Source organism: Sulfuricella denitrificans skB26 (assembly GCF_000297055.2).
In the GTDB taxonomy this organism is placed as follows: domain Bacteria; phylum Pseudomonadota; class Gammaproteobacteria; order Burkholderiales; family Sulfuricellaceae; genus Sulfuricella; species Sulfuricella denitrificans.
Map to the genome: position 1 here is coordinate 1371845 of NC_022357.1, position 16405 is coordinate 1388249.

Below are 16405 nucleotides of genomic sequence, written 5' to 3' on the forward strand. Positions count from 1 at the left end.
TTTCTGTATGTGACCTATTTATGAAGCCCACGCTAGATGATTTCATAAGGTAAATATGCTTATACCCATCATTCTCTCCGGTGGGGTCGGTGCCCGTTTGTGGCCGATCTCCCGTGAATCACACCCCAAGCCTTTCATGAAGCTGCCTGATGGGCAAAGCCTGTTGCAGAAGACCTTTGCGCGTGCTTCTGCGCTTGAAGGTGTTCGCGAGGTGCTGACCATCACGAATCGTGAGCATTACTTCAAAAGCAGGGATGAATATCAGCCTGCCAAGAAAACCTTTCCTGGCGTGGCGGATACCTTTTTGCTGGAGCCTTTCGGGCGAAATACGGCGGCGGCAATTGCGCTTGGCGCTTTGAAAGTTACCGCTGATTTTGATGGTAAGGCAATCATGCTTGTGCTTCCCGCTGATCATCTTATCGAAGATCAGGGTGCGTTTGCCGCTGCCGTGAAGCAGGCTTGTGACTTGGCGGAACTTGGCAAGCTGGTGACTTTCGGTATTGTTCCCAACGCGCCGGAAACCGGTTTTGGCTACATTGAGGCAGAGGGCCACACCGTCAAGCGCTTCGTTGAAAAGCCCTCCTACGAGACCGCTATGGAATATGTCGGTTCAGGCCATTACCTGTGGAATTCAGGCATGTTCTGCTTCCAGGCAGGGGTCATGCTGGAGCAGTTCAAGCTGCATGCCCCTTCCATCTACGAGCATGCCCTGGCTTGCTGGGAGACTACGCGCAGCAAAACGCAGGGCAGCACACCGATGATGGAGATTGACTCGGATACTTTCGCAGCCATCCCGGAAAACTCCATTGATTATGCGGTTATGGAAAAATCTGAAGTGGTAGCGGTGGTTCCTGGTGATTTCGGCTGGAGCGATATTGGTTCGTGGAACGCTATCAGCGACCTCACCGTTCCTGATGGGGCGGGCAACCGCATTGTCGGCGAGGCGGTGCTGGTGGATGTGGGTAATTCCTACATCCAGAGCGATGGTCGCATGGTGGCGGCGATCGGTCTGGACAACCTGCTGATTGTCGATACCCCGGATGCACTGCTGGTGGCCGATCGTGGGCGCGCACAGGATGTAAAAAAAGTGGTTCAGCAACTCAAGCTGATGAATCACGATAGCCACAAGTTGCATCGTACGGTGGTTCGTCCCTGGGGAACCTACACGGTGCTGGAAGAGGGTAATAATTTCAAGATCAAGCGCATCATGGTCAAGCCGGGCGCTTCGCTTTCATTGCAAATGCATTACCACCGGAGTGAACACTGGATAGTGGTTAGCGGCACAGCCAGTATTGTTAATGATGACAAAAACATGCTGATCCGGACTAACGAATCCACGTACATTCCCGCAGGGCACAGGCACCGTCTGGAAAATCCCGGACGGACGGATCTGGTCATGATTGAGGTGCAGAGCGGCGAATATCTCGGTGAGGACGATATCGTGCGCTTTGATGATGTGTACGGTAGAACTTAATTGCTGCCCCAACCCCTCGCCCACTGGCGGGAAAGGGGTTGGGGAGTGTCAATCACTTCCAATAAAGCGATAGCGCTGGAATGTAGGTAATGATTGCCAGCCAGACCATCATGATCATCAGAAACGGAAACGAGGCACGGAACAGGCTTAACATCGGTTCCTTGAATCTCTGGCTGGCCAGGAACAGGTTGATGCCTACCGGTGGCGTGAGGTAACCGATTTCCAGATTCGCCAGGAATATGATGCCGAGGTGGACTGGATCCACTCCGAAGCGGAGCGCGATAGGCAGAATCAACGGTACGATCACGATGGTAGCGGAAAAGATGTCCATCACACAGCCAACAGCGAGCAGGAAGACATTCAGCAGCAGCAGGAACTGAAGCTGGCTGGTAACGTTATTTTCCAGCAACGACATGACTTTCATCGGTATCTGGGCGTCGATCATGGAATTGGTCAGCCCCATTGCGACACTCAGGATAATCAGCAGGCTTCCGCTCAAAATGCAGGTTTCCCTGAGCACGCCTAGCAGAAGGTTTCCCGCAACCGGGAAGCCTTGCATCTGGGTCACCGGGGTCAGGTCGCGGTGGATAACGCCTTCAAGAAAAAGCGCGTAAGCGGCGGTGCAGGTCGCGGCTTCGGTCACTGTCACAAAGCCGCCCAACAGGCCTGCAATGATGCCCACAGGCAGCAACAAATCCCATATACCAAGGCGGACAGCGCGTCGCAGTGCCTTGGGCGAGAACGGCTCCCTTCTTACCTTGCCTACGTTCCCGTTATAGATGCTGTAGATCGATAGCATTACCAGGAGGATAAGGCCGGGAATAATGCCCGCCTTGAACATTTGCTCGATGTTGACGCCTGCAACCATGCCGTAAAGCAGTACCACCAGGCTAGGCGGGAAAAGGAGCCCCAGCGAGCCGGAGCTTGTCAGCAGTCCGAGCGAGAAGCGCTTGGAGTAGCCTTCACGCAACAGCATGGGATAAAGCAGGCCGCCCAAGGCCAGGATGGTAACGCCGGACGCGCCGGAAAGTGCTGTGAAAAAGGCGCAGGTAGTCAGTGCGACCACCGCCAGTCCGCCCGGCATCCAGCCGAAGGCGGCGTTGAACAGTTTTACCAGTCGTTCCGGTGCGCCTCCTTTGGAGAGTACTACGCCCGCCAAAGTGAAGAGGGGGATGGCCATCAGGTTGGGTGAGGAAGCCAGTCGCAGCATTTCAACCATCAGCACGGCCGGGTCGAGGTCTGCCGACCACACGGCAACCAGACTGCCTGCGCCGATGATGACAAACAGTGGCACACCGAGCGCGGCGAAGATCAGCAAGAGAATGACGATAGTGGCAGTCATTTTACGCGCCTTGCAGAGCGTGGGCCGATGATGACGCGCAAGGCGAAATGCAGCGACAACAGGCAGAAGCTGACTGGGAAAATAATTCCCATGGCCGCAATCCATTTATCATCGCTGGATACGTTCAGCCATTCGTCGTGCCAGAAACGCACCGCATGCCAGAACAGGGTGCCGCATACCAGCGTGCAAAAGATGAAGATGGGCCGTTCCAGCCTGTTGCGCCAGGCTTCGCTAATCAGGTGCGTGGCGATGTCTATTTTGATGTGGCGCTCCCGTACTGCGACCACTGCGCCGAGAAAGCTGACCCACAGTACGAGATATTGGATCAGCGTCGATGCGCCGGGGATGCCGCTATGAAAAAAGTTGCGCGCGCCGATCTCGAGTAGCGACAGAACCAGCATGGCTACCAGGCAGGCACTGGCAGCTAGCGTTTCTGCGCGGGTCAGAGATTGCTCGATTCTCGACGGCAAAGAGTATTTGCGGGCGTGGTTGTTCATCGCTGCTTGGCCTTTTTCTCGCGGTATTCGCCAAGCGCCTTGCGTGCGTGGTCATACACCTCGGTCGGGATGTAACCGCTCTTGGCCAAGTCGGCGGCGGCGCGGTCGCGGATGCTGATTACATCGGCTTCCTTGATATCCTTCCATCCCAAGGTGGTAGTAACGCCATTCTGTTTCAACACTCCCAGGCTTTTTTCGTTGTCATTGCGTGTTTCAAGCAGCAGTTTTTCGCTGGCTTCGTTGCCGGTACGCAGTAGTAATTCCTGTAAATCCTTGGGCAGGCGATTGAAAAATTTGCCGGATACAACCAAGCCACCTATGCCATCCGCCATGGGAACTTCAGTCATGTAGGGTGTTTTTGTGAACCATTGCAGCGCGATGGCGCCGAGAGGCGGCGCAATAACCGTATCGATCAACCCGGTGGACAGGCTGGTAAACACTTCGGTAATCGGTAGCGGAACAGGAGCGATATTGCTGGCGGTAAAAAATGCGGCGCTAAGCGGGTCTCCTTGCCATTGCCAGATGCGGTGTTTTTTCAGGTCGTCCATGGAGTTTATCGGCGTACGGGAAAAGAACCGGACAAAGCCGACTTCCATCCACCCCAGCAATTCATAATCGTTCTTGCGAAAACCGGCGCGGATTTCCGGCATCATCTGTGCCCGCACATAATCGACTTCTTCGTAGTTTCGGAACAGGAATGGAATTTCCAGTACGCGTGCCGGAGAATAAATGGAGCCGATGCCATGCCCTGTCATGGCAGCGCCGTGAATTTGACCAAAGCGAATTTTTCGCAGCATGTCGGGTTCGTCTCCCGAAACGCCGCCGGGATAGAACTTGAACTTGAGACGGCCCTGGCTTTCTTTTTCTACCTTGCCCGCCCATTCCGCAATCACATTCATCCAGGTCGAGCCTGCCGGCGCGAGGGTGGCGAATTTCAGCACATAAGTTTCATCCGCCCGTGCAGTAAACGCACACAGCAGCAACAGGAAAAACACCCATTTTCTTATCATCAAAATAATTCCTCCTCATTTTTTAGCAGGTTTTTTGCTTTGTGTTGAGCGATTGCGTTGGCAAGCGCCATCTCTGAAAAATTATCCGGCGGCGTGTCGACTACCGCGGTGAGCTTGTCGTGGAATGCCTTGCGGTTACCTTGCTGCACCGCGAGATATTGTGCATACAGCACGTCAGCAATAAGCAATTTGCCTTGTGTGATATTTCGCGCTTTGCCGAAATGCATTTCGGACAGCGCGAAATTGCCTCCCAGCATCGGTGGGCGGCTGCCATACCATACTCCGAAGAAGATATGGGGGCCGCCGAAATAGAAGGTTTCATCGAGTTCCAGCACCCGCTGCATAAGTGCCTCCGCCTTCCCCATATCGGCGATACGTGCCGGGTCGGTACGGTTCATGTCGATCCACTTGGCCCAGTTGGATGCAGCCCAGAATAGGTCAGGAACCGCATCGCGTCCAAGAGTTGCCAGCTTTTGATGCAGCACGTCCAGCTGCATGTTCATGGGATCCCCCAGTCCGGCTGTCTCCAGTGCCGCCAAGGCATGTTCCAGCCCTCTGCGATAGAGCGCTGAAGCACGTACAGGGTTATCGTCCTCGACAAAGCCGAATGTATAGCCATAAAAACCTTGCGCCGCATGGATTCTCAGTTCACGGTTGGCAGGTAATTCACGAGTCAGGCTTTCCACCAGCTTGAGATTGGCGGGAATCGCAGCCTTGGCCAACTCCAGATCGGGCTCCCGGTTCATCGCAGCCACACCGCTATCCATGATCGACAGCGAGGAACGCGCTACGATCTGTCCCGTGGAGCAGGCATTCAACAGCAATGCGCACAAGCCGATCAAAGCCAGCCTCAGTATATTTTTCGGGGATCTCATTTTTATGAACCTTTGCTTATTACCCAAAACAAGATAATACCCAAAAGTCAGGCATGATATGCCGGTTTGTTTAAATCAATGAGCCAGTGCGTGGCTGTGGTAAAATTACGCGCTTCGATTTATGTGTGGATTGCAGCAGTGCTTTCCAAAAATCGTCATAAATAAATCCATGCCCGGGTGGTGAAATAGGTAGACACAAGGGACTTAAAATCCCTCGGCTTAACGGCTGTACCGGTTCGATTCCGGTCCCGGGCACCAATAAAAACAATTGGTTAGAATATTATATCTGGCCTGTTTGCTTTTGAGTGTGACGGAAACGTGGCAATTCCAACACATTCTCCAACTGACCGAGTTCATCCGTGAATCGCCCCGCTCAAGCTAGACACCTTATAAGCCTTGAACTAGAGGCAACAAGGAGGTGTTATGAGCAGCAAACGTTAGAGTTCGAAAAAAATTATTTCAACCGGCTCGTAAAGTGTCAAGTGGAGCCGGGGCGATTCAGAGAGCTTGAAGGGAGAGATTGTTGGCGATTGCCGGGACGAATCGCGCACGGCGCACGGCGGGTCTTATCGTGGCGTCTGTACTGTGCGGGGTCATCGTGTTGGGGGTGGCCAAGTGGCCCGAAATCCAGTTCGAACTCGGCTATGCATACGAAATCGGAAACTTCCACGGCTGGTCCCCCGGTTTCACCCAGGACTACCGAAAGGCGGCCCATTGGCTGGCCAGAGCGGCAAAGGAGAACCATCCCCGAGCGCAGTACAAGCTGGGCATTCTCCATGCCCAAGGCTGGGGCGTGCCCAGGAACGGCAACCGGGCCGTGGAATGGTTCACCCGGTCCGCCCGGAACGGCTACGGACCCGCCTGCTACCATCTCGGCTGGATGTATCATAAGGGCGATGGCGTGCCCCGGGATGATGGCCGGGCAATTCGATTGCTGGAACAGGCGGCCAGCCAGGGCATGGCCGCGGCTCACTTGGCCTTGGGCAGGTTTTATGAGCGCGGCGAAGGCGTGTCGGTGGATGCAGTCCAGGCCCTCAAGTGGTATGCCCTGGCTGTGCATTTCGCCCGATCCCGGCCGGGACTGTTCGACAACGCGGCATTCGCAGAGCGTGCTCTTGCCGCCTTTGATGCGCTGACCGCACGGATGGACCATTCCAGCGCAGAACAGGGTCGGATGCTTACACCCTCAAAGGTCGTGCTGGTTCAAGTCCGACCCCGGCACCACTTCAATTCTATTAGCTAAGTTTGCGCTCGCGAAGCTTCAGCGAAAGGGCGACGGAGCTTTCAGCTTCGCCAGTTTGACTTGAATTCTGACGTTATTGTCAGCGATCCAAATTTCTTCATCCTGAATGGTCAGTTGCAACTGCATGGTGCGTTGTACCATCGTTGCCAGGGCTTGACTGGTGGTTTCCGACAGGTTGATTACGGTCAGGTTGTTGAGCCGTTCGAGTTTGCTGCCGTTCTGGTTCCACCAGATATCGGCGCCACGGCCGCCATAGGTATACACGACTACCTGCCTTGAGCGGCCACAGGCTTTGCGTATAAGTTTTTCATCTGGCAAACCCACGTCTATCCAGAGTTCAATGGAGCCGGTCAAGTCCTTTTGCCACAGATCGGGTTCTTCATCGGTGCTCAGCCCCTTGCCGAACGACAATGCCTCATCGGCGTGCAACCCAAATGCCAGCACTCGTACCATCATGCGTTCATCGGTTTCCGAGGGGTGCTGGGCGATAGTGAGCGCATGGTCATGGTAATAGTTGCGATCCATGTTGGCGATTTGCAACTCGGCTTTGAAGATGGTTGATTTAATGGCCATAATTTTACTGTTTCAGTTGTCGTGGGTGTCACATCAGGGATGCGAAGAATAACCGATTTGGTTGCGTGCGCGAAGTGTCTGACCGAGGCATGGTTGACACTAAATTTGCGGCGTCGTACCGTGGCGAATCAATATTTCTGGAATCTTTCATGCAAACCGTAGAAATCCCGCTTAAAGGCGAATATGTTGAACTCTGCAACCTGCTCAAACTTGCCGGCGTGGCAGACAGTGGCGGGCGCGGGAAAATCCTGGTCGCTGAGGGACGGGTTACTGTGGACGGGCAGCCAGAGAGTCGCAAAACGGCGAAAATTCGTGCCGGTCAGGTCGTCGAATGTCTTGGGGTGCGGATTGCTGTCGTGGGTCTGTAATCAGGGTTAATGGCGCTATAATCTTCGCTATTCGAGCCATATTATCAACCCTGCTTAACATGTCGAACCCATTTACAGCCTGCTGGACGAGCAAAGGAAACAATCTTTGCCTTGGCCAATGGGAAATCCACTACCTTGGCCGGTCTCTGGCCATCGATGCCGAGCGGCGCGAGAAAGACATGGGCACCTTCGGCATATTCAGCTACATCTACCTTGATGATGAAGATTTTGCCGAAGGGTTGCTAGAGGACGACTGGATTCTTGAGCACGCCGGATGGCTGGCCGATCTTTTTTCCGAGCACGAGATTCCCGTGGATGAGGCGCACATGCGCTGGTTCTATCAGGCGGCCAATCCTCATGACTGGCGGTGTGGCAGTTGCGGCGGGTGCCTCTAGACGTCAGCGGGTTGAAGCTCAGACTCGGTTGCATCGTTTCCGGCGGTATGGCGCTCGATAAAGCTATCGAGAAAACGACGCAGAAAGCCTTCGGTCTGTGAGCTGTGAAAACGGTCGATTTCCTGCCCGCGGCTGTACGCGATAACTGTCGGGAAGCCTCTTGCCTGATGCCGACCGGCGATACGCATGTTTTCGTCTGCATCGACTTTCGCCAGCACAAATTTGCCGTCGTATTCCTTGACCAGTCTTTCCAGCATCGGCCCCAGCACACGACACGGGCTGCACCATTCGGCGCCGATATCCAGCAACACTGGCACCTCGTGCGAACGGGCAACCACTAGTTCGTCGAAATCGTCTTCTTCTACGTCGTAAGAGAGAATCATTGTCTTGAATAATCTGAATTAAGGGCAGGCAATAGTTTAAACAAGCTGTTCGCTTTTAGCCACTGCCCAGATGGGTAACCCGTGAGGTTAATGTGCCTTCCTGGCGGGGGGGCGTTTTGTTGGTGACGGTAAATTGAGGTCATCCATCAGTGCCAGAATTCGGTCGGCCACTTCCTGAGGCGGGGTGGCATAGGCAAACTTGCCGAGAAAGCTTCCATCCGGCCCCAGCAGGTACATGCCTGCCGAGTGGTCCACCGAATAATTGTCTTTTTCTGCGCCCGGTTCCCAGTGTTTTTCATACCGTACCTTGAAGTGGTCGGCTACGCGTCGCACCAGTTCCGGCGAGCCGGTGAGGCCGATGATGCGCGGGTGGAAATACGCGGTATAGCGGCGCAACACTTCGGGAGTATCCCGTTCCGGGTCCACGGTCACGAACAAGGGTTGCAACTGCTCGGCCCGGCTGCCTAGTTTTTCCATGATCAGCGATATTTCCGCCAGGGTGGTCGGGCAGATATCCGGGCAGAAAGTGTAACCGAAGGCGATGAGCTGAAAGCTGCCACGAAAATCCTGATCGGAAATCGCTCGTCCCTTGGTATCCATCAGTAAATAACGGGAAACGATCCCGATTTTCGGCTGATCATCCTCAACGGGCGAAGAGGGCTCTGCCCAGGCAGGCGCCGTGCATAGAAGAGCTGCAGTCAGGATGGAAAGATACAATCTATTCATGGTGTTACTTCACCACTGAGGCTGGTACGGCAGCCTGCAAGCGCTGAATTGCTTCATCGACTTGTCCGTTGAGAGTAGGGCCATCAGGGCAGGTCGTCTGCTCGTTCTTGTTATGGTCCAGAAAGGCCTTGTTGGTGGCCTCCTCGAAAGCCGCTCCGTAGCGCCGCGACTTGGGTGCGTGCTGAATTATCACAGACTTGATGAGGGAGGCGGTTTCTGCGTAGCCGCAGGCAAGTGCTTGCCCGTTGAGGCTACCCAAAATCTGAGTCTCCGCCAGACCCGCATCAGTGATGGAGTCAGTCGCGTGGGCGGAGAGTGCCAGGCTCAGGCAACACAGCAGAAGGGCGGAACGCTTCATATTACTTTTCCTTTTGAATTTCATGGATGGATCATGTCGGGAATTATAGCAGTCTTGATGAAACCGGAAGTTGCTATGATGAAATGTGAAGCCGCCTGATTCGGCATTTGAAGGAAAAACATGCACCCCGCTCTGCGCACTCTGATTCTGGGTATTGTGGCCGTTGGTCTGGCAGGTTGCTCCACCCCCAATCCGCGTTACCAATCCATTTACCGCTATGAACCGCCTGCCGATAGCGCAGGACAGGCTTGCCTGGAAAAATGCGGTCAGAAAATGGAGGTGTGCCAGCAACGCTGCACAGCGGATTACCAGACTTGCCTGGCAGACATAGCACCATTGGTGGAAGAGCGGTACGGCGAGGCCCTCAAGCGCTATGCGGCTGAACTGGATCGCTATCGTTGGGAACTGGAGCATTATCAGCTGTACTTGTCCATGCGCTGGCGTGATTCCATCTGGTATGGCCATGGGTTTTACCACCCCTGGCCTGAACCATACTATTTTCCACCTGTTGCGCCGAAAAAACCCACCCGCGACGAGGCGTTCGACCGGCTAAGGAAGGAAAGGTGCGAGGTTGAATGCGGCTGTCAGCCGATTTATGACGCCTGCTTTCTTGCCTGCGGCGGCAAGCGGATACAAGAGGTGAGGTGCATCACGGATTGCCCTGAGGGAAAATGACAGATTCCTAACCGTTTGCCAGTCTCTGCAGCACCGCTTTAAGCAGCTGCCAGCAGCGTCCTACCGATTCGATCTCGACGCTTTCTCCCGGCGCATGAGCGCCGCGGATGTCCGGCCCGAAGGAAATCATGTCCAGATGCGGATGGCTGGACGCGAGCAGGCCGCACTCCAGCCCGGCATGGATAACCTGCAGGTTGGCGGGCTGTCCGAATTCCTGACGGTAAACCTGTTGGCAAAGGTCGAGCAGGGGAGAGGCGGGGTTTGGTGTCCAGCCCGGATAGGCGCCATCCTTCCAAGCGCGCATTCCAGATGAAGCAGCATGCGTGACCACCTCGTCGGCCAGCGTATCGGCGCGTGCATCGTGCAGCGAGCGTACCTTGAACGTGGCGCGGAACACGCCCTGTTCGAGCGCGACCACGCCGAGATTGCAGGAGGTATCCGTCACACCGGGAAAGGCATCGCTGGTGCGCGCCACGCCGTTGGCAGCAGTATTGAGGAAGTCGAGTAATCGATTCTGGTCTGCACGTAAAATGGAGCTGCCTTGTGGCGTATTGCAAGGTTCGCATGCCAGCGACACTTTCGCATCCACCTTCGCGAAGTGTTTCCGCCATGGCGTAAGTTTCTGTTGCGCCCAAGCTTCCAGTTGCGCCGCATCAGCAGCAGGCAGCGCGAATACCGCAAATGCCTCGCGAGGAATCGCGTTGCGCGCCGTGCCGCCCTGCATGCCGATCAGGCGCAAATTGAAGAGTTCGGCCAGCTCATGCAGCGCCTCCACCAGCAGCTTGATCGCATTGCCGCGCCCGAGATGGATGTCGATGCCGGAGTGGCCACCGCGCAGCCCGGACACTTCCAGTCGCATCAACGCATAACCCGACGGCAAGCCTTCCTGTGCGCAGTCGTGGCGCACCTCCACATCCACGCCGCCCGCGCAGCCCAAATAGAAATGCCCCCACTCCTCGGTGTCGAGGTTGATCAGCGTCTTGCCCTGCAAGGTGCTGGGGGCCAGACCGCGCGCACCATCCATGCCCGATTCCTCGTTGATGGTGAGCAGCACTTCCAGCGCCGGATGAATCAGCCCAGGCTCTTCCAGCGCAGCCAGCGCAAGCGCTACGCCGATGCCGTTATCAGCACCAAGCGTGGTGTTTTCAGCGATGACCCAGCCATCGCGCACCACTGTCTGGATCGCATCGTGCTCGAAGTCGTGCTGCGTGCCGGAATTAGCCTGGCAAACCATGTCGAGATGCCCCTGCATGATCACGCCGGGCATCGCCTCGCAACCGGAGCTGGCAGGCTTGCGCAGAATTAGATTGCCGACAGCATCAACCTGGGTCGAAATACCAAGATTCACCGCCCAGGCAATCAGGTGGTCGCGTAGCGCCGCCTCATGCAGGGAGGAACGTGGGATGGCGCAGAGGGTTGCGAAGTGTGCCCAGACGGAATGGGGTTGCAGGTTTTTCATATCGTTATTCGTTGTTACCGTAGAACACAGGATTTCACGTTATTTTACAGGGCCGAAACCTAAGCCTCCAACTCGGTATAAAATTCACTTATTGTTTGCAGTAAAAACCAACTGACAAGGGTTTCAGAATGCGTACTATGGCTCTCATCTTATTTCTGATCAGTATATGTTCATTCGCCGTTGCTGCTCCTGGCGAACTGGGCGCCGGACACACGCCACCGCCGCAAGCCACACAGGCCTGCCAGGGTAAGTCGCAAGGTGCGGCATGCCGCTTCGACACACCGCGCGGCATCCTCAGCGGAGCTTGCCGCAATGTGCCCAACGCCTTTGCCTGCGTGCCGGATGGCGGCATGCAACAGCGCGGTAACAACGCTCGGCCTGCACAGAACCGGCCGGTCGGGCAGGGCGGTCCCGTGTCTCAGCCTTTGCCTGCTTCCGCCCCCATAGCTAATACCACTTCGGCCAAGAGCCGGGTGGTCGACACTGCACAGGTTTATTGCTTTGACGACAATGGCGCCGTCATTACCTGTCCGCAACGCGGTGAAAAATTCTTCGGGCAGGATGCGCAATTTATCGGTACCCAACCCGCCTATCGCGACAACGGCGACGGCACGGTGAGCGACCTCAACACAGGGCTGGTCTGGCAGAAGGCGCACAACGCCAAACGCGTGGGTTATTCCGAAGCCAGGCGCGATTGCGAAGCGTTGGTGCTCGGCGGCAAACATGACTGGCGGCTGCCGTCACTGAAAGAATTGTTTTCCATCGCCGATTTCAGTGGTTCGCAAGGCACCGGGCGCTTCTATCTGGATAGCCGCTATTTCAATATGGCCTACCCAAGCGCAACAGATGACATGGGTCGTGAAGCGTCGCACCACCCCGAGATGATGGGGCAGACATGGTCATCGACCCTCTACACCGGCAACCACATGGGGCGAGGGGTGGAAGCGGCGTTCTTCTTCAACTTCTTCGACGGTCATATCAAAAACGCGCCGACTTCAGGCCCGTTCAGCCTGTTCCACCGCTGTGTGCGCGGAGCGGAATATCTGGGACACAACGATTTCAGCAATAACAAGGATGGCAGTGTAAGCGACAACGCCACCGGTCTCACCTGGCAACAAGCTGACGACGGCAAAACGCGCGACTGGCCTGAAGCATTGCGCTATTGCAGCACGCTTAATCTGGCCGGTAAGCGTTATTGGCGCCTGCCCAACGTAAAAGAGTTGCAGAGCATCGTAGATTATTCGCGCAATGATCCCGCTATCGACACACGGATTTTTACGCAGACTGATCGCAACGGCTGGTACTGGTCGAGCACCACGCACGGTGACAACACGCGCATGGCGTCTTATGTCTGCTTCGGCAAATGCACCTCGTCGGGGGGCGTGGATACGCATGGTGCGGGCGCGCAACGCGCCGACCCGAAAACCGGAAACCCAACGAGTTATAGCTCACTGGGTGGGCAGAGCGATGCGGTGAGGATAGATAACTACGTGCGGTGTGTCAGGTAGCGCAACGGCTCTGACTGTGAGGTGTGCCAGCTTGTCGCTGTCAGGCCTTGATCGCCCGTATCAGCAGATATTCGTGGCGGACGACATTGTCATGCAGATATTCGTGCATCAGTTCTTCCATTTCGTTTCGCCACGCTTCCAGGCTGGCGGGGTCGTTCTGCAATGCCTGTGCGGTGCGGATGAAAGGGCCGGTTTTGGCTTCCAGAAACAGGCGCAAATGTCGTGGGCTGAGTGCCGGAATGGCCATGATGCCCCGTTCGGCGTGCATGCGTTTGACGCTGTCGCCCATCCGTTGCCGCACGATAGCGACATCACCCCAATGGACTGGTGAAACAATGCCCGGAGGCGGTGGGACATACTTTGCATTCAAGTCGAACATGCGGCCGATCAATTGTTCGCCGGGCCAGGTGGCGAAGGCAATCATGCCGCCGGGTTTCAACACGCGCAGCATCTCGCTGACCGCGACATCGTGCCGGGGCGCGAACATATGCCCGAACTGGCTCAACACCACATCGAACGAAGCATCCGGAAAAGGCAGCGCCTCGGCGTCTCCTTCATGCCAGACAATATCATCATAGCCGGCAATCGTGGCGCTTTCCTTCGCCTGTGCGAGCAGTGCAGGGGTCAGGTCCAGCCCCGTCACTCTGGCGCCTTTAATGCGCGCTGTGATCGCAACCACGCCCGTTCCCGTTCCCACATCCAGCACCGTCTGGCCGCCCGTCACACCGGCATAGCGTACCAGATGGCCGGCCACGGGCGTTGTAAACACGGCCATTTCGCCGAAATTTCCCAGGGTCCAGGTTTCGCGTTGTCTGGATTTGAATTCGGCTATCGGGTCCATGCTCATGCTAACTCCTTCGAAGTACAGATGAACGATTCGTGCTCAGCTAAGGTAGGTTGGGCGGAGCGTAGCGATACCCAGCAATTGCCAGCGATGGGTATCGTGTTGCTCAACCCATTCTGCGCGGGCTGTACTGTAGCTCGGGCCTAGCCTGTGCTATAGCTATTCCGGCACACCTTGCCATAGCATGTCGTATCCCAGTTCCTTGCTGTCGGTACACAACTTGCCCAGCGCCTCGAATTTATCCTTGAACGTCTTGTCGGCGTGTGACTTTTCGTGCTCCTCATAACTGTTCCAGAATGTGACGATCGCCACATGGCTCTCAGCCGGAGCTGCGCCGCTCAGAGAACCCTCGTCGGAAACGAAACCCGAAAACTGAAAGACCTGCCCGGCGATAAATCCGCCTTTGTCGCCGCCGTAAGTTTCTTTCACCACATTGCACATCTCACCCAGTGCCTGCTCGACTTCTTCAATAGTGACGCCGGGTTTGAGTTTGACCGTATTAAAAAGCATCTTGCAGCCGAAAGGGATAGTGATAGGTTCAAACATGTCAGGCTCTCCTTGGTAAAGGGCTATGGAATTTGCGCAGGGCAGGCCGACTCGCAGGGATGTTGAAACAACTATTTAGCTGCGACCCATTATGCCCGATATCGTTCCCTCAGGATTGAAGCGTATCACAGGAATAACAAGGTGGGCGATCTCTGCTGCCGATGGATGTTTTTGCGTCGCACCGATAGGCTTCGTAGCCTGGTCAGCTAAGGATGGTTGGGTGGAGCGTAGCGATACCCAACACTTGCCAGCGATGAGTATCGCGTTGCTCAACCCATCCTACGCCGCGTTTGTCTCCATTAATTCTAATCTGGTTAAAATCGGCAACAGCGCAAGCCCGGTTCGTTGCTCAAAGACTATCGACTTTGCCTTCAGCTCATCCAGTGAAATGTTGATGACGCCTGCGGTTGACGCGAAAGCAATCGTGTTTCCGCTTTTGCACTTGGGGAACATCAGGGTGCGGTCTTCAAAAGCAGATTCGATATGCGCGAAACCGCCTTTTACCCCGTGACTCAAACCGATCAGATTGACCACCAGCAAGCCTGGCTCGCTTAGCCGTGAGAGGCATGCCCGATAAAAAGGCAGCGTATTGAGATCGCCGGGGTGAGCGTGCTCATTAAAACCATCAACCAGGATCAGATCGAAAGTCTGGTCGCTGGCCATCATGTAATCGACACCGTCGCCTATCACCATTTTCAATCGCACCGGATCATCCGGCAGCCCGAAGTGCTCGCTAGCCACATCCACCAGACGCGCATCGATTTCCACCACCGTCAGATGAGCCAGCGGGCAGTGGCGGTATAGGAATTTTGTCAGCGAGCCTGCGCCGAGGCCGATCAACAGGATGTTGCGCGGAAAGCGGTTTTCATCGCGCATCAGCAAACACGCCATCATCACCTGCGTGTACTCCAGCTCCAGAGCCCAGGGCCGCGTGACCCGCATCGCGCCTTGCATCCATCGCTTATTAAAATGCAGCGTGCGCAGGCCGTTACTTTCCCGAATATCTATTGAAAAATCCATAGGCCCATTACTGGGACTCAGTGAGTGAATCAGCGCACTCTGAGTTGTTTTCATTCAGGGTTTGCCGAATAAGTCGTCGAGCGGATTCTTGCTGGCAGGAGGGGTGCCGGGCTTGCGCACTATAAAGGGCGTGCCTGTGTGCTCAGCGAGTTGGCGTGCCTTCTCGGAAGCGCGCATCAAGGCTTGCGGAACTTTTTGCAGCTCAGGGTCTTTAGAATGGGAAACAGGTGCTTTCATGGCGGTCAGTTTTCTTCCAGTTATCGTAGGTTGGGTGGAGTGTAGCGATACCCAACAATGGCAAGCGATGGGTATCGCGTCGCTCAACCCATCCTACGTACTTAGGTAACGATCAGGGCAGGCCATGATCTCCAAAATACCTTAAGCTGCCTGCTTTTCATGTAATCCCTCCCACCCTATGCACGCCAGCCATACATATTGCGGAATCGGTTTGCGGCCGTTTCGGTAGTAGGCAATCATGCGGCGGCTCATGCCCAGAGCCTGTGCGGCGCTATCGAGGGTGAGATTGTTGCGGTACATCCAGCCAAAGAACATTTCGTGGGAGGCTTTACCCATTTGTTCGCGTGTCCAGGCATAGACATTGTCGGCGCCGAATTCGCTGTCTTCCCATTCAATACAGGCGCCGTTGCAGGCAGCGTGGGCCTTGGCGAACAGGGCGGGTTGGCGCAGGTGGGCGAGGGCGCGACCTTTCAACTTGTCGGCAAGGTCAACCTCAAGCGTTTCGCCCGTGCTCCAGCGGATGCGCAGGCGGCAGGGTTCCAGCGTATCGACGTGAAGGGCACGCGGGAATTCGGTTTTAGTTGAAGTTTTCATGGGTTTAGTTCCTTCCATTTTTGGCGCAGCACGGCGCGATTTTCCTGCGCCCATACTAGGGCTTCAACAAGTTCCCGGCGGCTGATGCGGCCAGCAAGGAATTGCATTGTGTCGATTTCGATCAGGCATTCGCGGCCATCGTTCATGCCGATATGGAAATGCGGCGGCAGGTGATCGTGTGCATACATTCGGATAACGCAGTTATCAAATCGGTGTAGCGTAGGCATGAGGTAATATTAGTGCAACCATTGCACTAATGCAAGGTCTGGTTTTCTTGG

General features: G+C 55.5%; 21 protein-coding genes and 1 tRNA gene. 7 read left to right on the forward strand and 15 right to left on the reverse strand.

What is annotated here, in order from left to right:
- Positions 1-55: 55 nt before the first annotated feature.
- A complete protein-coding gene (locus SCD_RS06710; protein WP_009205866.1) occupies positions 56-1474 on the forward strand; it encodes a mannose-1-phosphate guanylyltransferase/mannose-6-phosphate isomerase in 1419 nt (472 codons plus the stop codon).
- Between the two features lie 52 nt (positions 1475-1526).
- Here SCD_RS06710 and SCD_RS06715 read toward each other — a convergent pair whose 3' ends face one another.
- The 4 genes from SCD_RS06715 to SCD_RS06730 are packed head-to-tail and all read right to left on the reverse strand — an operon-like array spanning position 1527 to position 5198.
- On the reverse strand, positions 1527-2816 hold the full coding sequence (locus SCD_RS06715) for a TRAP transporter large permease (protein ID WP_009205865.1): 1290 nt from the start codon (positions 2814-2816) through the stop codon (positions 1527-1529).
- Entirely contained in the window at positions 2813-3313 is a 501-nt protein-coding gene (locus tag SCD_RS06720; protein WP_009205864.1) for a TRAP transporter small permease, read from the reverse strand. Before SCD_RS06720 ends, SCD_RS06715 begins: the two co-directional genes overlap by 4 nt.
- Positions 3310-4323: a TRAP transporter substrate-binding protein DctP gene (gene dctP / locus SCD_RS06725; RefSeq protein WP_009205863.1), complete on the reverse strand. Its 1014-nt coding sequence runs from the start codon at positions 4321-4323 to the stop codon at positions 3310-3312. The genes SCD_RS06720 and dctP overlap by 4 nt, the downstream gene beginning before the upstream one ends.
- Positions 4323-5198, reverse strand: a complete 876-nt coding sequence (locus tag SCD_RS06730) for a TRAP transporter TatT component family protein (protein ID WP_009205862.1) — start codon at positions 5196-5198, stop codon at positions 4323-4325. Before SCD_RS06730 ends, dctP begins: the two co-directional genes overlap by 1 nt.
- Positions 5199-5369: 171 nt before the next feature.
- Between SCD_RS06730 and SCD_RS06735 the strand changes: the two genes are divergently transcribed.
- Together SCD_RS06735 and SCD_RS15645 are read left to right on the forward strand one after the other, a co-directional pair.
- A tRNA-Leu gene (locus SCD_RS06735) sits at positions 5370-5456 on the forward strand.
- 313 nt (positions 5457-5769) lie between these two features.
- Positions 5770-6441 carry a tetratricopeptide repeat protein gene (locus SCD_RS15645; protein WP_161626926.1) on the forward strand — a complete coding sequence of 224 codons (672 nt, stop codon included), beginning with the start codon at positions 5770-5772 and terminating at the stop codon, positions 6439-6441.
- 18 nt (positions 6442-6459) lie between these two features.
- On the opposite strand, the gene SCD_RS06745 is transcribed toward SCD_RS15645, so the two are convergent.
- Positions 6460-7014, reverse strand: coding sequence for a YaeQ family protein (locus SCD_RS06745; protein WP_009205860.1), 555 nt, complete (start codon positions 7012-7014; stop codon positions 6460-6462).
- A 149-nt stretch (positions 7015-7163) separates the two neighbouring features.
- On the opposite strand from SCD_RS06745, the gene SCD_RS06750 reads away from it, so the two are divergent.
- A complete protein-coding gene (locus SCD_RS06750; protein ID WP_009205859.1) occupies positions 7164-7382 on the forward strand; it encodes an RNA-binding S4 domain-containing protein in 219 nt (72 codons plus the stop codon).
- Between the two features lie 59 nt (positions 7383-7441).
- Complete coding sequence (locus tag SCD_RS06755) at positions 7442-7777, forward strand: hypothetical protein (protein ID WP_009205858.1); 336 nt, start codon at positions 7442-7444, stop codon at positions 7775-7777.
- On the opposite strand, the gene SCD_RS06760 is transcribed toward SCD_RS06755, so the two are convergent.
- The 3 genes from SCD_RS06760 to SCD_RS06770 form a co-directional block, all read right to left on the reverse strand.
- Positions 7774-8160 carry a thioredoxin family protein gene (locus tag SCD_RS06760; RefSeq protein ID WP_009205857.1) on the reverse strand — a complete coding sequence of 129 codons (387 nt, stop codon included), beginning with the start codon at positions 8158-8160 and terminating at the stop codon, positions 7774-7776. The two genes, SCD_RS06755 and SCD_RS06760, sit on opposite strands and share 4 nt — an antisense overlap.
- Before the next feature lie 87 nt (positions 8161-8247).
- Positions 8248-8886: an SCO family protein gene (locus SCD_RS06765; RefSeq protein ID WP_009205856.1), complete on the reverse strand. Its 639-nt coding sequence runs from the start codon at positions 8884-8886 to the stop codon at positions 8248-8250.
- A 4-nt stretch (positions 8887-8890) separates the two neighbouring features.
- Positions 8891-9244, reverse strand: coding sequence for a hypothetical protein (locus tag SCD_RS06770; RefSeq protein ID WP_009205855.1), 354 nt, complete (start codon positions 9242-9244; stop codon positions 8891-8893).
- 120 nt (positions 9245-9364) lie between these two features.
- On the opposite strand from SCD_RS06770, the gene SCD_RS06775 reads away from it, so the two are divergent.
- Positions 9365-9919: a hypothetical protein gene (locus SCD_RS06775; protein ID WP_009205854.1), complete on the forward strand. Its 555-nt coding sequence runs from the start codon at positions 9365-9367 to the stop codon at positions 9917-9919.
- 7 nt (positions 9920-9926) lie between these two features.
- Here SCD_RS06775 and SCD_RS06780 read toward each other — a convergent pair whose 3' ends face one another.
- Complete coding sequence (locus SCD_RS06780; RefSeq protein WP_009205853.1) at positions 9927-11378, reverse strand: aminoacyl-histidine dipeptidase; 1452 nt, start codon at positions 11376-11378, stop codon at positions 9927-9929.
- 137 nt (positions 11379-11515) lie between these two features.
- Here SCD_RS06780 and SCD_RS06785 point away from each other — a divergent pair, with 137 nt between their 5' ends.
- A complete protein-coding gene (locus SCD_RS06785; RefSeq protein ID WP_232504439.1) occupies positions 11516-12886 on the forward strand; it encodes an Lcl C-terminal domain-containing protein in 1371 nt (456 codons plus the stop codon).
- A gap of 40 nt (positions 12887-12926) precedes the next feature.
- Here the strand turns inward: SCD_RS06785 and SCD_RS06790 are convergent, their stop codons facing one another.
- The 6 genes from SCD_RS06790 to SCD_RS06815 form a co-directional block, all read right to left on the reverse strand.
- Complete coding sequence (locus tag SCD_RS06790; protein ID WP_009205851.1) at positions 12927-13733, reverse strand: class I SAM-dependent methyltransferase; 807 nt, start codon at positions 13731-13733, stop codon at positions 12927-12929.
- A gap of 156 nt (positions 13734-13889) precedes the next feature.
- Positions 13890-14276: a hypothetical protein gene (locus SCD_RS06795; protein WP_009205850.1), complete on the reverse strand. Its 387-nt coding sequence runs from the start codon at positions 14274-14276 to the stop codon at positions 13890-13892.
- Positions 14277-14555: 279 nt separating this feature from the next.
- Complete coding sequence (locus tag SCD_RS06800) at positions 14556-15350, reverse strand: fused MFS/spermidine synthase (protein WP_232504440.1); 795 nt, start codon at positions 15348-15350, stop codon at positions 14556-14558.
- Positions 15351-15533: a hypothetical protein gene (locus tag SCD_RS06805; protein ID WP_009205848.1), complete on the reverse strand. Its 183-nt coding sequence runs from the start codon at positions 15531-15533 to the stop codon at positions 15351-15353. It lies immediately after the preceding gene.
- A 141-nt stretch (positions 15534-15674) separates the two neighbouring features.
- On the reverse strand, positions 15675-16127 hold the full coding sequence (locus tag SCD_RS06810; protein WP_009205847.1) for a DUF2442 domain-containing protein: 453 nt from the start codon (positions 16125-16127) through the stop codon (positions 15675-15677).
- Entirely contained in the window at positions 16124-16315 is a 192-nt protein-coding gene (locus SCD_RS06815) for a DUF4160 domain-containing protein (protein WP_009205846.1), read from the reverse strand. Before SCD_RS06815 ends, SCD_RS06810 begins: the two co-directional genes overlap by 4 nt.
- Positions 16316-16405 lie beyond the last annotated feature (90 nt).